Genomic DNA, 14,730 nt, shown 5'->3' with positions numbered 1-14,730 from the left:
CTAAATCAACCGTGCAGTTGCAACTTATGTTTGATACCTTGTTGTAGCTTTAAAATCAAGTTTTTAGCCGATTCCTCTGCTTCCAAATCAAACGGAAGCACCAGCAATCGAAGCTGATCGTTAAAGTAAAACTCACCGAGCTCACTGCTTGCGGTAAATCGTTGCCAAGCCGGATAAATCAGCACCAAGGTGCCTGCACCGCCCAGGTAATACTGGCCATAGGCAAACAGCTGGTAAAAGTCTTGCTGGCTTAGGCCATACTTGTTTTCGCGGTCGGATGCATCCAACAACTTCCACTTGGTATCCAGGATCCAGCGCTCATCGCCCAGTTTAAGTTGCAAGTCAGGCTTTAGCTGGAAGAAGCTTTTACCTTGGTGGGTGCACAGAAACTTGCTGGACAGCTGGGTGTTTACTTGGCCTTGCATCCCCGGCATGCGCTGTGCGGCCACATCAAGCTTAGCGGCCACGTAGCTTTCGAATAAGCGCTCCATCGGGAACAGCATGCTTATGCCCTGCCACTGCCCCTGCACGGCAAGAGGCACATGCTGGCTTAGCACAAACTCGCACCAAGGCTTTATGCCCTGGTAATGCGCCATTAAGCGATCCGTTTGCCAGGCTTTAAAATCGCTTTGCACATCGTTTGATGCCGGCAACTCATGCAACAGGCTTTGCAGTTCATGCGCCAAGCGCCAGTTGTCGTTGTCTTGGGTGGTTTTGCACACTTTAACCAAAGCGGCTTTAAGCAAGCGGTTTTCTGGCCGGTTGGCGGTAAAAATGTCGTGGCGGATATGAAAGATATGCGCGCGCCCGGCTGGCTGGCGCAGTTGTTTCACCACATCCAATTGGCCACGCAAAAAGCGTTGCGGCTCTTCTACCCGTTGGTAGTCAAAGCGCATGCCGCGTTTTACCAGCGCATCCAGCTCGGTTAAAAACTGCGCCATTAACCATTCCGGCAAAGGCGCATCAAAACGCTCGATGTCGGTCTGCTCGGTTTCGCGCTGCTTCAGTTGCATGGCGTTTAAAATCAGCTTACGCAGCAGCTTGCGGGCACTTTGTTTGCACTCGCTCTCAACCCGGTGCTTGGGCAATATTTCAATCACCTGGCCACAAGGCGATTCCAACACACCGACGTAATTGTCCAGTCGCAGCCACTGTTGATCATCGAGCTGCAGCAACTGCAAACCGTTGGCTTTAAATTGCTGGCCCAGCTTCACCAGCCAGTTAAAAGCCGATGGCGCAATATGCGCCGCATCCAGCGTGTTTTGCGCCAATGGTGCTGTGGTTAAGCGTGCATATTCACGCACCACGACCGGTTGCATTAGGCCTCTTGCTCCGTTACGGGCCCGGCCGTTTGGTATATGCGGCGATAGGCTTCAGCCTGCTGCAATGCAGCGGTATTTAAGCGCCAGCATTCACGCGATTTAAACTGCGGTACATTAGGGAACAGTTGCTGCGCATCCATCTGTTCATCACTGACAATAAACGCGAAGTCCGCTGGTTTTGATTGATCCGCCAAGACCCAACGAATGCGTTGCCAGTCTTCAAAGAAGTACTCTTGCAGCAGTGGCAGGATGTTTTGGGCAAATATATCCGTCAGCAATGGCAGGCTTGGGTTATCACACAACGGCATAAAATAGGCATGCCCAATACAGTGATCACGATCCAGCAAGGCAGTGATGCGCTGATTCATTACCCGAAGCATCGCACCGATATTCACACCCTCCACATCCACATCGTCTAACAGCTCTGGCTGGGGCGGCATTTCCACAAAGGTAAAGCGGCGGCGCAGGGCTAAATCCAGCCCGGCCAGCGACCGATCCGCCGTATTCATGGTGCCGATGATGTAGAGGTTGTCCGGTACGCCAAACTTATCGCCGGTCAATGGCAAGGTTACTTCTAAGGCTTCTGGCGCACCAATGCGCTTGGATGGCTCAATTAAGGTAATCAGCTCACCAAAGATGCGGGAGATATTGCCGCGATTGATCTCATCAATCACCAGCACGTAGTTCTGCCGAACCACCTCGGTGGCACTTAACTGTTGGCCCAGCTCACGAATATGCGCAATTAAAGCATCGTAGTAAGGCTGCAAGCCGCCATGCACCATGCGCTGGCCTTCAAACACAGCCTGCACGGTGGAAAGCGCCAGCGTATGTACTGAGTTCCCCTGGTTCTTATCAAACCGAATGGTGTTGTCTTCTACCTCGGTAATCACAAACTGCGAGCGCTTGGTTTTAATCGAAACCCCTGCTGGTGATTCATCCAGTTGCTGAATAAATGCCTGCCAACAGTCGCTAAAAGAATCGCTGGCTTTACGCACTTCGGTTGTGCGGTACTCTCGGGCAGCATTGACTAACTTGCGAAACACGCCCAGTTTTTTTTCGTAGCTGATCTTGCCGTCGGTGGATGTGGCGGCCAACCCTTCCACAAAGTCTTCATAACTGTAGCTTTGATGAAAGGTAACAAAGCGAATGCGGCCTGCATGAACCAATTCGTCGTAGCGTGCCTTTAGCTGCTCCCGGCTTTTCCAAACAAAACCGGGCTCAGCGGCCGTTACTGCGGCTTCAATGGTGACGAAGGTTTTGCCGGTACCCGGTGGACCAAAGAATATTTGGTTCAGTGGTGTTGTCATCAATTGACTTGGTGCAGGCATATTCGGCATCTCCTGGCTGCGCCACACAGCGTCCAGCAAAGTAGCTACAGCGGATGGAATTTCAACACCAGAACTTTGTGGGCTCCAATTGAATTGAATCGCAAGCTTAGCATTAAGCTGCTTTAGTGCAGCAATTGGTAGCATACCTTGCTCAGGGTTGGACCGGGTTTCATCGGGTAGGATTTCAATATAGCGCTTGGTTTTGCTTGGATCCCGCCAATCGGTATCAGCAAAGGATTCTCGCACCACAGTGCCTGATGCAACAATTCCTCTTGGCTCTACACCCAGCCGAATTAAATAGATACGATCGTCTATTTTTGGCTGTTGGCTATGACAGCTCCAACGGGTGGGAATACCCGCTTTAACTCCGGCATCCCCACCTTCTTTAAAGTTTTCAGGGTTCCAGGTAAGCAAGTAGCACTTCGTCATATTTGAGCCTTCCTCTTTCTCAACATACTGTATCCATTGCTTCAGGGCATTAAAGGCGGTGCCATTACCGTAGTTACCAATCATCGCGAACTGACCTGCAGGGCTGCAGTCAGTAACAAGATTTTGCAACTTTTCAGCATCTGTAAGCTGCCAAATATCAACTTTCAGGTTATGCGCAAGATGATTAAGCCCTGAGTAATAGCTGTTTACAGTGTTAGACGTATACCGTGCTTCGCCATGCTCATTTTTTAGTTCTCTTAAAAACCTTTTAAACCCCTTCTTACTGACTGGCATCACACCATCTCCGCGACGGCAGCTTCAGCATCTGGCAAACGCAATTGGCCGGAGATTAGGCGAGGAAGTATGGTGTCGCGAAGGTTAGCTAGCGTCACTGCTTGTTCAGAATTAGCACGGATCTTTATAAATAGCGGCTCAATAAGCTTTGCGAAAGATTCAGCAACGGGCTTAGTTGGCATTAAAAATTGAATTCGCCACATGTTTGATTGGCTTAGCTTGGCTTGAACGGCGCCCGTCATGTATGGCTGTATATTTACACCCTTTATTGCAAGCATAAGATGTTCAGTAGAAATACCATTCTTCCCTTGGAGTACATGGGCATGATTGTTGACCCAAATTTTTCCCCAGACATACTGGGTAATTGGAAAACCATTTTTGTCTGCAACAGAGCCATCTTCACCCATCAATAAATAAACCCCATCGAATATGTAATCATCAACCCAATCCATTAGAGATGCAGCACCATAATACGGATATGGCCCTTTACGTTTAGCTCTGTCTTGTCCTGATAAAGGAACTCTCTTTGAATCAAAAATCTGAGTTGCTTCTTTTAGGCTTACCCACTCCCACCCCTCCGGTATTAACTCCTGCGGGGATTCCTCCAGGCGGGAAGGGAATAGCGCTTGTATCTCGGGTGGTAAGCTGGGGGCTTGGGTGCCGGCATTGGCGTGCACCGGGTCAAAATCGACAAACCAGGATTTAAACAGCGCCTGGGCGATGGATTCTAAGGTGGCGTTGGTTTCGCGTAGTAGGGCTATGCGTAAGTCTAAGTTTTTCAGAACTGAGAGAATTAAATCTTGAGCTGCAAGCGGTGGAACTGTAATTCGGAATGATCGTAAATAAGCAAGATTAATTTTAGGAACACCGGTGTGTTCAGAATCTCTGAGGATTTTATCTATTGAAGACTTTTGAGACAGATAGTAATAAGCAAAGTCAGGACGAACCAAATCTCTATTCACCCTAAGTCTCATTTGATTTGAAGATAGAAGATACTTTGTGTGAGGAACATGAGGGACTATTCCGACTTGGCCCAAAGTGCCCTTTTTTGTAAAAACTATGTCGTCAGGAATACAGGTCGCTCTCGTAAGCTTTTGCGCAAGTTCCTCGCTAACAAAAACGAACTCGTCTCCTTTGAAACGGACTTCTCCTCGACTTAAATTACTTCCTCGAATTACAGGCACTCCAGAAGGTTTGTATGAATCAGCCGGTAACGCTGAGCCAAAAGGTCCATCAACTAATCCTTCTTTGCCGTTCAGGGCAATTTCAGACAAAGTTAACGTTTTCCACTCAGAACTCATACCCCAGCCCTCCTAACTTCTGGCGAATTAACTGGTCTAGCTCTGCGCCCTTGGCCATTTGTTCACCAAGCTTTTCGGTTAAAGCGGTCATCTTATCGGCAAAGGCTTCGTCGCAATCTTCAACCTCTTCCGCGCCAACATAGCGGCCTGGTGTGAGTACATGGCCATGCTCGGCAATCTCTGAAAGCGGCACGCTGCGGCAGAAACCGGGGATGTCTTGGTAGCCTTGTTCAAAGCCTTCCACGCCGGTCATGTCTTCACCGCGCCAAGCTTTTGCTGTATTGGCAATACGGTCGATAGCGGCTTGGTCCAGCTCGCTTTGCACCCGACTAATCATCTTGCCGAGTTTACGGGCGTCGATAAACAGCACTTCGCCTTTACGCTGCTGCTTTTGCTTGGTTAAGAACCATAAACAGGCCGGTATTTGGGTGTTAAAGAACAGTTGGCCCGGTAGTGCCACCATCACTTCCACCACATCGGCATCGACCATGGCACGGCGGATTTCGCCCTCGCTATTTTGGCTGGAGCTCATCGAACCATTAGCCAGCACAATACCAGCTCGGCCATTGGGTTTTAGGTGATACAGCATGTGCTGCAGCCAAGCATAGTTGGCATTGCCCTGCGGCGGTGTGCCATAGAGCCAGCGCGGGTCCCCTTCTAAACTGCCGTGCCACCAGTCGCTGATATTAAACGGCGGGTTGGCCAGAATATAATCGGCACGCAAATCGCTGTGCTGGTTTTTGGTGAAGGTATCGCCCGGCTCGCGGCCTAAGTTAAAATCGATACCGCGAATGGCCAGGTTCATGGCTGCCAGGCGCCAAGTCGTCGGGTTGGATTCCTGGCCGTAAATCGACACATCACCGAGCTTACCGCCATGCGCTTCGATAAACTTTTCCGATTGCACAAACATACCGCCGCTACCGCAGCAGGGGTCGTATACTTTGCCCTGGTGTGGGTCCAGCACCGCGACCAGGGTATTTACAATCGACTGCGGCGTATAGAACTGGCCGCCCTTCTTACCCTCGGCACTGGCAAACTGCCCTAAAAAGTACTCGTACACCTGGCCTAAAATATCGCGCGCTTTGCTTTGGTCTTCACCAAAACCAATGGTCGAGATCATATCCACCAACTCGCCCAGCTTGCCATCCGGCAGTGGTGAACGAGCATAGCGTTTATCCAGGATGCCTTTTAAGGTCGGGTTTTCCTGCTCAATGGCGGCCAAGGCATCATCAATCCGTTTGCCAATATCGGCCTGCTTGGCATTGGCGCGCAGCGATTCCCAGCGCGCGTTCTCTGGCACCCAGAACACGTTGACCATTTTAAAGTAATCGCGATCTTCCAGCTCTGCCGCTAAGTCGTCTTCGCTGGCATCGGCAAAATACAGCTCATCGCTTGGATCCTTTAAGCGCTTTAACAGCTCGGCCCGGCGGCCGGCAAAGGAATCGGAAATAAACTTTAAGAAAATCAGCCCCAGTACAATGTGCTTGTACTCGGCGGCATCGACATTGGCGCGCAGTTTATCGGCCGTGGCCCACAGGGTTTTCTTGATGTCTTGCAGCATGGTTGGGGTATGTCCTTATGTCGTGCATCGCGCACGCACTATCGTGTTGGTTGGCAAGGCTGCCAGGGTTCTGCAGGTAATTTAACGCATTTAGAAACAGAGGGCTAGTTGTGGGTGGTTTGTGTTGAACTGGCATGGCCCAGAAACCGACCTATACTGTTTGCTATTGAGCTGAAGGAGAATGCTATGGCAACCAAACCGCTGAATCATGACGAGGAAATTGCCTATTTGCGAGCGCTGAAAACCAAGCAGGCCACTGCGGCATCAAGCATGGCTTTTCGGAAATTACTGCAGCATGCAATGCAGGCAGCTGACGCCGCCTGCCCTCCAGTGCAACTTAGCTTGTTCGACAGTAACGAATAAGCCAACAGACGTATGCTAATGTTCACGCATTATGCTCCCTAGCCTTGTGCGTAACCAATGATTAGCTGCAAAGGTTCCGGCGTTTTCCTTTTTGACCAAGCATGGCTCACTGGCAAAATGATGCTGATAGGTTGCCTGGTACTGCTGTATCCATTGCACCTGCTCTGCCCTTTTCATGCCAGTTAAGCAGCCTGCAGCGAAAGTCGTATTCGCCCTGTCTGAGCACAGCGCCGGCGCCAGCAACTGCAAGAGCTCCTGCAGAGGTGCTGTATGCAGCAGATCCAACAGCTCTGTTTTATTGGCTGCAACCGCAGCAATGACAGTGGCATCTGGTGGTGCTTCGGCTACCATTCTTAGCTTGCCTTCAGGTTCCAGATACAACTGAATGCCTGTTTGTTGAAGTTGAATGAGCAATTGGTAGGCAGTCATAGCGTTTGCTCCCAGGTTTGTGTTGCATCATCCTGCAAACAACTTGTACCGGACAATGTCGTGCATGTCGTCTTGTCGTGCTTGGCGTTGTTTTGATCCTTGACGACATCACGACTTGCAAGACTTGCATCCTCTCTCATTTTGCTGATACGCCAATGCACATGGCTGCCTATTTTTCCCAGTGATTTGCACTGAATACCACATTGCCGTAATGCCGGTGCATTGCGCCTGAGTAAATCGCCTAGCCCTTTTGGCGACCTTGGCCAGCTGTCACAGTACTCTGGCCTTTTAAGGCGGCTGAGTATGATTGATAGCGGTGCTTCGATCATGGTTTCGTGTACCATCAACTCAATCAATGCAGCGCAGACTGGGCTTGTTTCTATTGCCCGGCTGATCAACTCTTGCCGATCTTGACTAAACAGTGTCAAAAATTTCTGCTCATCCTTATGCATGTGCTTGGTAATGGCCATGCCCAGCTGGCAAAACTCCAAGAGTCTTGGCCGCTTTTCTGCCGGGATCAGCACCTTGGCTATATGGGCTTCGGCTTTGCAGGCAATATCCAATAACGCAGCCAAGATCTTAGGCAACTGCTGAGTTAAAAGCAGCTTTTGCTCGCGCTCGGCAATACGGCTTTTGATGACCGGGCACTCAATGCTGATCACCCGATCCACCAGGTCCTGCTGCGTGACGCATGCAGAGATGCCATTGAGTATCCAGGGCCGTTTTACATTGATCACGTGCTCATCAGCATCCGAGTAGAGCTTGCGCTTGGCATGCCCGCCACCGGTGGATAAAACACAGAGGTTGTCTTGCATCTCTCCCGACAGATGGCTTAAGTTTTCATAAGCCACAACATGATTGACGCCTGCGGTGACAAAGACGTCCTCTTTTGACTTGGGTGCACTGCGCAAATTGCATGCATTCGGATCCACCAACATGCGAATAATTTCTGCTGTTGTGCTTTTGCCACTGCCTTGCTCACCGATCAACTCCAGGCCGGGGTACACCGTATCAGGTCGCCATGCATCGATGATCCAGGCAATCACAAAGATCTGTTTCGATAGCGGAATATTGCAAAGCTTCCACAGTGCATCTAGCGATGCATCTGATGTTGGGATAGGCAGGGGTTGCATGGCATCGCTTCGCACAAACTCTACCGGTGGGTGCGATACGATGGCCCAGCCGCCGGCATGCCAGCAAATGGCTCTGGTGGTATTGGCCTCGCATAGATCCAAGTAGTATTTGCCATCGTGCTTGGCGACACGCTGATGCACTTCCCTCATGATGTTTTTGCAACGTGCCAATGCACTAAGCTGTGCAATGGTATCGGCAAGGGTTTGTGCACGCAGGGCTTTGGCGTGCTGCTCATAAAAGGTGGTGGAAATTTCATCCCTAAAAGCACGACTGTTCAGTCGCCACACCAAGCCAGTGCTTAGACTTTTGGCATAGCATTCTTTGTTTTGATCATGAAACAGTTCGAACTGAGCCAGCGCATCCTGCAATATCTGATCAAGCAACGACTTCGTTTCCTCCACCTCGATGGGTTTTGGATCAAGCGGCGGAAGCAGGCTGATTTTAGTAGCACTCATGGCAACCCCCTTGTTGCAGCATCCAAAGGTAAAGATCGTTGAAGTCGGTCAGATTGGTTGGTGCGTCATCTGGCCAGGTAGGTTTCGCCCAGCTCGCAGCAATGACTTGAGCTGCATGCTTTGCTGATGCCAGACCAACATTTCGCTGTGATTGACGATCATCATCAGCACAGATCACGATTGGCCGTTTGGGATAACGCGCGCGCAACTCCCGTGCTACATGCACTAGGTTGCCTGCAAACATGGCACATGCGATGGGCAGATCATACTGCATATGCAGCGTTGCCCCAGTGGCCCAGCCTTCGCAAATCAGCAGACGCTCGGTTGCATCCTCAGTACCCAGCGGGCAGAAAGCACCCTGCACACGGCCATGCTTTAAGAAACGTTTTTGACCGTCGGCTGTAATGAACTGTACGTTGCATAGCTTGTCACGATAAAAAAGCGGTACCACAAGTGCGTTGCTGGCTTGTCGCAGGTTAAGAGCAGGAAGTTGTTTTCGCAGCAGGTATGGGTGCTGAATTGCCGGCGTTGCCTGCGTCCAAAGGTGCTGAGCCTTAATCTGGGCTTTAGCTTGCAGCATGATGCGCTCTTGTTCACGCAACAGCTTTTTTTGCTGCCACAATGCCCTGTGCTTTGCTTGTTGCTGCGGGTCCGATTCGGTTTTGCGATCAACTTTGATCATCTTATAGCGGTAAATCACGCCTTCGCGCCAGCTGCCAAATACACCTGAATCATGCTCGCTAACATACCAACAAGCCTTGTTGCCTGTCTTGCCGGTTGGGTCGTCCAAACGGTGCAAGTTGCCGTCGCAGGCAAAGTCGTGATCTACCTGGCCAAACACCTGTGAAAAGGCGTGGCAAATGGAATCAGCTGGTATAAACTGGTACGGTGAATGCTGAACAGAACTCCTTGAGATGTATTCACCCCGACGCCCGGATGCAGCCGGGCGTTTTTTATGGTCACTCATGATCATCTCCTTAGGCAGCATCTTGGTTTGCAGCTTGGCAACGCTCTGCAATCCATTGGTTGATGTCGCTTTCCAGCCAGGCAACACTCTTCCCGCCCAGTGACACTGGTTTTGGAAAGGTGCCGTCTTTGATTCGGTTGTAGATGCTCGCCTTGCATAAGCCGACCCGATCTTGCACGGACGGCATACGCAGTAAACGTGGTGGTGTGGTATGAGGTTGTGTCATGGTAGCCCCCTTTGGCTTGTTGTGGATGACAGGGGCTATTTTGCAAATTCGCGCTAAACCTGTATCGGAGTTATGTAAAACTCCGATTGGTTGATAAAAATTCCGATCTATTTATCCGCCTTCTCCATCCAATCTTTCAGGGTTTTACCATCTGAAACCGGATAACTAACTCCTGCATCTCTGAATAACTGATCCAGTTTTGTGTGGAGCTTGTGTGGACTTTTTAATAAGTCGGGTTCAACTGAAGGTAGGAGGCTAATTAACCCTTTAATCATGGCAGCTTGCTTGTAAGTTTGCTTTTCTACTGCTGTTGGAGCTGGTGAGTATTTCTGAATAAACCCCCGCTCGAGGACATAATGACTATCTAAAACTTCACCTTTAGTAATCGCATCCCGAATTTTTAAAACGTTCTCTCTTGAAAGAAAAACATTATGAAACTGAATTTCAGGAAACTCGATGTCAACTTCGAAGCCAGCTCTTTTAAAATTAAATTCTGACTCCTCCAATAAGATAGATTCAACCTCATTGACCGCAAGTGAAGAAGCAAAGCCATCAACAAAGTTGACGTAGTACTTTGATGCCATCCAATATCCAGAAATATATACTGAAATTTCTTTTAGCTCATCACCCCGGAAAGGGAATAACCTGTTTAGGTACAGCGGCCTCAATTCACTAACTGCTAATTCATCATAGCAATCATCTAATTTGAGATTAGACACAACGCCAATGCCAGATGAAGGCAAAAATAGACAGTATTTATGTGAATCCAATGCATCATCTATGGTTTGCTGGCTGACCAACATAGCTCCTTGCTGATACTGCTCAATTCGTACCATAGGCCAAATGACTCCGACTTCTAGCAGGTGGGCTAAGTCGTCAATTTCTATTGAAAGTAACTTGGCTGCACGAACTAACGAAAAGTATTGCATTGGTGGGATTTCAGCTAATTTGACCATGTTTAATTATCCAAATTGAGCAGTAATCACGTTGCCAGCAACAGCTGCAGCTCTTAACTCGTCCAAATAATCGGCCCAACGCTGCATCATTTCAAAGCGCTGCGGCAAATGTTTGGTGCGGTTGTAGGCCCGACCGTTGGCATCTTTGACGGAATGCGCCAGCTGCTGCTCAATCCACTCCACCCGGTAATTCAGCACCTCATCCAGCAAAGTTCTGGCCGTAGCTCTGAAACCGTGTGCTGTCATTTCCTCATTCGTAAATCCCATAGAACGAAGCGCACTGCGTATCGCATTCTCAGAGATTGGGCGGCTACGTGTTTTGGGGGATGCGAACACGTATTGGCTATCCCCAGTAACCGGTTGCAGTGATTCAAGAATTTCCCTGGACTGCCGGCTGAGTGGAATAATGTGTTCTTGGTGTGTTTTCTCAGCAATGATCTCGATGCGATTGTCAGCCCAGTTCACTTCACTCCACTTAAGGTGCCTGAGCTCACCCGGGCGGCAAAACCACAATGCAGAGCACTTAAGCGCAGCCTGGACGACATAGGTGCCATCAAAGCAATCAATAGCCAACATTAATCGCGCTACCTGCTTTGGCTCTGTCAGTGCCGAGTAGTGACCTTTCTTAGGGGTCTTTAAAGCACCACGCAAGTCTGAAGTCGGATCATGGGGGGCACGTTCGGTCACAACGGCATAGCGGAAAACCTGGCTGGCTGTTTGCTTCACCCGGCGTGCTGTTTCTATGATGCCTTTATCTTCCACCTTTCGAAGCACATCCAACATCATCATGGGTGTGATCTCATGCACCGGCTTACGGCCAATGTAAGGAAACAAGTAGGTTTTGAGCATGCTCTTGGTTCGGGTTTGGTGAGTATCGCTTTTATCCGACATGCGCACCTGGTACCACTCCAGTGCCACAGATTCAAAGCTATTCTCGGCGGCTAAGGTGCTGGCTTTTTTTCTAGCTTGCTTTTCTGCTGAAGGGTCGATGCCTTTGGCAATTTTATTCCGAGCCTCATCGCGGATTTCACGCGCATCCTTCAGGCTGAGATCTGGGTAGGTGCCAATGGCCAGTGCTTTTTCCTTGCCATCGTAGCGGTATTTTAGACGCCAGTACTTGCCACCGGCTTTGGTGACCAAAAGAAACATCCCTTTTTCATCGGTCAGTTTGTAATTTTTTTCTTTGGGTTTGGCTTTTTCTACCTGCAGCACAGTCAATGGCATGGTCGATCCTCCTGATACCCCCTGTTGTGCGGGGGCTCCAACACCGTTTGGGGGTACACAAAGCAGAACAAACCGCTGTTACCCCAGCCGTACCCCCATTAATTGGTGGTACCTGTTGGTTTAAGATAGACCAATCTAGACCGTATGGAAACAAAAAACCCCGCAGTTACGCGGGGTTCTGTGCCTATTTGGACCAGGCTAGTCTTAAATATGGCGGAGAGGGAGGGATTCGAACCCTCGTTAGGGGTTAACCTAAACACACTTTCCAGGCGTGCGCCTTCAGCCACTCAGCCACCTCTCCGATACTCGCCGTAGCGAGCGCCGCTATACTAGGTAAAAAGCGGCTTTGTTGCAACAGTTATCTGTTGCTTCGCTGTTTTCTGCTGGCAAATTAACCAGTTCAGGCATTGCCCTTCACCGCAACCTGCTGCTCTTTGGCAAAGTTCAGCATCCGATCCAGTGGTAGCAAGGCTTTGTGGCGTAATGCGTCATCGACAAAGATTTCATGCCCTTCGCGCTTGACCAGGGCTTCTTCAATCGCTTGCAGGCCATTCATCGCCATCCAGGGGCAGTGCGCGCAGCTACGGCAGGTGGCGCCATTGCCGCCGGTTGGTGCTTCGATAAAGGTCTTACCGGGTGCCTGCTGCTGCATTTTGTAAAAGATGCCTTTGTCGGTGGCGACGATAAAGGTGTCGTTAGGCAGCGTTTGGCTGGCTTTGATCAGCTGGCTGGTGGAACCGACCGCATCGGCCAGTTGCACCACTGAGTCCGGTGATTCCGGGTGCACCAAGACCGCGGCATTGGGGTACTGCTTTTTCAGCTCCAACAGCGCTTTGGCTTTGAACTCGTCGTGCACAATGCAGGCCCCGTTCCATAGCAGCATGTCGGCACCAGTTTGCTTTTGCACGTAGGCGCCAAGGTGCTTGTCCGGTCCCCAGAGGATTTTTTTACCCTGACTGTCCAGATAATCCACCACATCCAGAGCGATGGATGAGGTCACAACCCAATCGGCTCTGGCTTTAACCGCGGCGGAGGTATTGGCATAGACCACCACCACCCGATCCGGATGCGCATCGCAAAAATCGGAGAACTCTTTGGCCGGGCAACCTAAATCCAGCGAACAAGTCGCCTCCAGGGTTGGCATCAGCACAGTTTTTTCCGGGCTTAGGATTTTGGCAGTTTCACCCATAAAGCGTACACCGGCCACGATCAGCGTATCGGCCGGATGTTCTTTACCAAAGCGGGCCATTTCCAGCGAGTCGGACACGCAACCGCCGGTTGCTTCTGCCAGTGCCTGAATTTCAGGATCGGTGTAGTAATGCGCCACTAAGACGGCATTGTGCTGTTGTAATAAGGCTTTAATACGCGCCTTGTACTCTGCAGCCTGCTGCGGTTGCAGCGGCATAGGCTTGCGCGGAAAAACAAACTGCTGTTCGTCGAAATACAAACTTTGTTCCATCGTGCCAGTCTTCGTTACCGATAAAGGGCCGGCATTATACCTTGAGAGCAAGGGAAATGACAAAATTTGCGGTGCGGATTAGGCTAAAAAACAAGAAGTGGTGGGTCATGATGGATTCGAACCATCGACCAATGGATTAAAAGTCCACTGCTCTACCAGCTGAGCTAATGACCCACTAAGGGATATCTGACAAACTGAACCTGGTGGGTCATGATGGATTCGAACCATCGACCAATGGATTAAAAGTCCACTGCTCTACCAGCTGAGCTAATGACCCAGTTCAGATGTATCAAAAAGAGGCGGTGGTGGGTCATGATGGATTCGAACCATCGACCAATGGATTAAAAGTCCACTGCTCTACCAGCTGAGCTAATGACCCTCGCCGCGGACGCATATCTTACTGATTTCAGGCGTCAGTGCAACCAAAAAAACAAAAAAATACCGGTTGCTGCTGCCAAACGCTTAAATTGAAAGCAACTTGCTGAAAATGACAACAGCACAGTAACCTTTTTTCCTAGTTCAGGCTATCGAGCCGGCCCTGTGCCAAGCGCACAGCCGGTGCATTCGGATGCTGCTGCACCACCTGACGATAATACCCTTTGGCGGCATTCAGGTTATTTTCCCGCTCGGCAATTTGACCCAGCTTAAACAGTGCATCCGGCACTTTGCTGCTGTCTGCAAAGTTTTGCACCACCCGCTGAAAATAGGTTTTGGCCTTGGATAACTCGTTATCACGCAGCACCAACTCCCCCAGCCAGTAATTGGCATTAGCGGCATAGACTGAATTGGGGTACTGCTGTAGGAAACGTTCAAACTCGGTGATGGCTGCATCGTAACGCCGATCACGCAATACCATTTGTACCGCACGATCGTAAGCATCATTTTCAGAGACATCGGAAGAGAATGGCGTGGTCGCTGGCTCAATGCTGGTCTGCACCTGTGTTGCCACAGGTGCAGGGCCCGCTGCCATGCGACGCTCTATCTCCTGATAGATATCACGTTGGCGTTGTACAATTTCTTCCAATTGATGGCTGTGCAGTTCTGTTTGCCCCCGCAACTCCGAGACCTCATCCAGCAACTGCTCCAGCTGCTGTTGCATCCGAAGCTGCGCATTGGCACGAGCTTCTACCACCCGCTCCAAGGCCTCCAGCCGCTGCTCAATACTACCGCTTGCCGCTGTAGATACTGCCCCCCGACTCCGACTGATATCAGAAACCGGAGCCGGATTGGCAATGGCAGCTGCAGAGAGCAGACTAGCCAGCACGATCATGGTTTTTTTCAT

At 50.2% G+C, this 14,730-nt stretch carries 13 protein-coding genes and 4 tRNA genes; 1 reads left to right on the top strand and 16 read right to left on the bottom strand.

Annotated elements, in window-relative coordinates; genetic code table 11:
• Nucleotides 1-5 precede the first annotated feature (5 nt).
• The 4 genes from QWY20_RS01080 to QWY20_RS01065 all read right to left on the bottom strand — a co-directional run bounded on the left by QWY20_RS01080 (nt 6) and on the right by QWY20_RS01065 (nt 6,235).
• Nucleotides 6-1,319, bottom strand: coding sequence for an McrC family protein (locus QWY20_RS01080; RefSeq protein WP_330127185.1), 1,314 nt, complete (start codon nt 1,317-1,319; stop codon nt 6-8).
• Nucleotides 1,319-3,079, bottom strand: coding sequence for an McrB family protein (locus tag QWY20_RS01075; protein WP_330127184.1), 1,761 nt, complete (start codon nt 3,077-3,079; stop codon nt 1,319-1,321). Before QWY20_RS01075 ends, QWY20_RS01080 begins: the two co-directional genes overlap by 1 nt.
• Nucleotides 3,080-3,372: 293 nt before the next feature.
• Complete coding sequence (locus QWY20_RS01070) at nt 3,373-4,674, bottom strand: restriction endonuclease subunit S (RefSeq protein WP_330127183.1); 1,302 nt, start codon at nt 4,672-4,674, stop codon at nt 3,373-3,375.
• Nucleotides 4,664-6,235, bottom strand: a complete 1,572-nt coding sequence (locus tag QWY20_RS01065) for a class I SAM-dependent DNA methyltransferase (protein WP_330127182.1) — start codon at nt 6,233-6,235, stop codon at nt 4,664-4,666. The genes QWY20_RS01070 and QWY20_RS01065 overlap by 11 nt, the downstream gene beginning before the upstream one ends.
• A 186-nt stretch (nt 6,236-6,421) precedes the next feature.
• Between QWY20_RS01065 and QWY20_RS01060 the strand changes: the two genes are divergently transcribed.
• Nucleotides 6,422-6,598, top strand: coding sequence for a hypothetical protein (locus QWY20_RS01060; protein ID WP_330127181.1), 177 nt, complete (start codon nt 6,422-6,424; stop codon nt 6,596-6,598).
• A gap of 15 nt (nt 6,599-6,613) precedes the next feature.
• On the opposite strand, the gene QWY20_RS01055 is transcribed toward QWY20_RS01060, so the two are convergent.
• The 12 genes from QWY20_RS01055 to ybgF all read right to left on the bottom strand — a co-directional run bounded on the left by QWY20_RS01055 (nt 6,614) and on the right by ybgF (nt 14,730).
• Nucleotides 6,614-7,027: a hypothetical protein gene (locus tag QWY20_RS01055; protein WP_330127180.1), complete on the bottom strand. Its 414-nt coding sequence runs from the start codon at nt 7,025-7,027 to the stop codon at nt 6,614-6,616.
• The gene (locus QWY20_RS01050; RefSeq protein WP_330127179.1) at nt 7,024-8,616 is read right to left on the bottom strand and encodes a hypothetical protein; all 1,593 of its coding nucleotides are present in this window, start codon (nt 8,614-8,616) and stop codon (nt 7,024-7,026) included. Before QWY20_RS01050 ends, QWY20_RS01055 begins: the two co-directional genes overlap by 4 nt.
• Complete coding sequence (locus QWY20_RS01045; RefSeq protein ID WP_330127178.1) at nt 8,603-9,583, bottom strand: toprim domain-containing protein; 981 nt, start codon at nt 9,581-9,583, stop codon at nt 8,603-8,605. Before QWY20_RS01045 ends, QWY20_RS01050 begins: the two co-directional genes overlap by 14 nt.
• Before the next feature lie 10 nt (nt 9,584-9,593).
• Nucleotides 9,594-9,809, bottom strand: coding sequence for a helix-turn-helix transcriptional regulator (locus QWY20_RS01040; RefSeq protein ID WP_330127177.1), 216 nt, complete (start codon nt 9,807-9,809; stop codon nt 9,594-9,596).
• A gap of 107 nt (nt 9,810-9,916) precedes the next feature.
• Nucleotides 9,917-10,765, bottom strand: coding sequence for a hypothetical protein (locus tag QWY20_RS01035; protein ID WP_330127176.1), 849 nt, complete (start codon nt 10,763-10,765; stop codon nt 9,917-9,919).
• Between the two features lie 6 nt (nt 10,766-10,771).
• Nucleotides 10,772-11,989: a tyrosine-type recombinase/integrase gene (locus QWY20_RS01030; RefSeq protein WP_330127175.1), complete on the bottom strand. Its 1,218-nt coding sequence runs from the start codon at nt 11,987-11,989 to the stop codon at nt 10,772-10,774.
• A 211-nt stretch (nt 11,990-12,200) separates the two neighbouring features.
• A tRNA-Ser gene (locus QWY20_RS01025) sits at nt 12,201-12,290 on the bottom strand.
• Between the two features lie 99 nt (nt 12,291-12,389).
• Entirely contained in the window at nt 12,390-13,448 is a 1,059-nt protein-coding gene (nadA, locus tag QWY20_RS01020) for a quinolinate synthase NadA (RefSeq protein WP_330127174.1), read from the bottom strand.
• A gap of 98 nt (nt 13,449-13,546) precedes the next feature.
• A tRNA-Lys gene (locus tag QWY20_RS01015) sits at nt 13,547-13,622 on the bottom strand.
• A 27-nt stretch (nt 13,623-13,649) separates the two neighbouring features.
• Nucleotides 13,650-13,725, bottom strand: a tRNA-Lys gene (locus QWY20_RS01010).
• A 26-nt stretch (nt 13,726-13,751) separates the two neighbouring features.
• Nucleotides 13,752-13,827 (bottom strand) — tRNA-Lys (locus QWY20_RS01005).
• Nucleotides 13,828-13,962: 135 nt separating this feature from the next.
• Entirely contained in the window at nt 13,963-14,730 is a 768-nt protein-coding gene (gene ybgF, locus QWY20_RS01000) for a tol-pal system protein YbgF (RefSeq protein WP_330127173.1), read from the bottom strand.

It is taken from the genome of Alkalimonas cellulosilytica, assembly GCF_036325985.1.
GTDB lineage: Bacteria > Pseudomonadota > Gammaproteobacteria > Enterobacterales > Alteromonadaceae > Alkalimonas > Alkalimonas cellulosilytica.
Note: the sequence above shows the minus strand (reverse complement) of the source record. Positions and strands in the feature narration are given on the sequence as shown.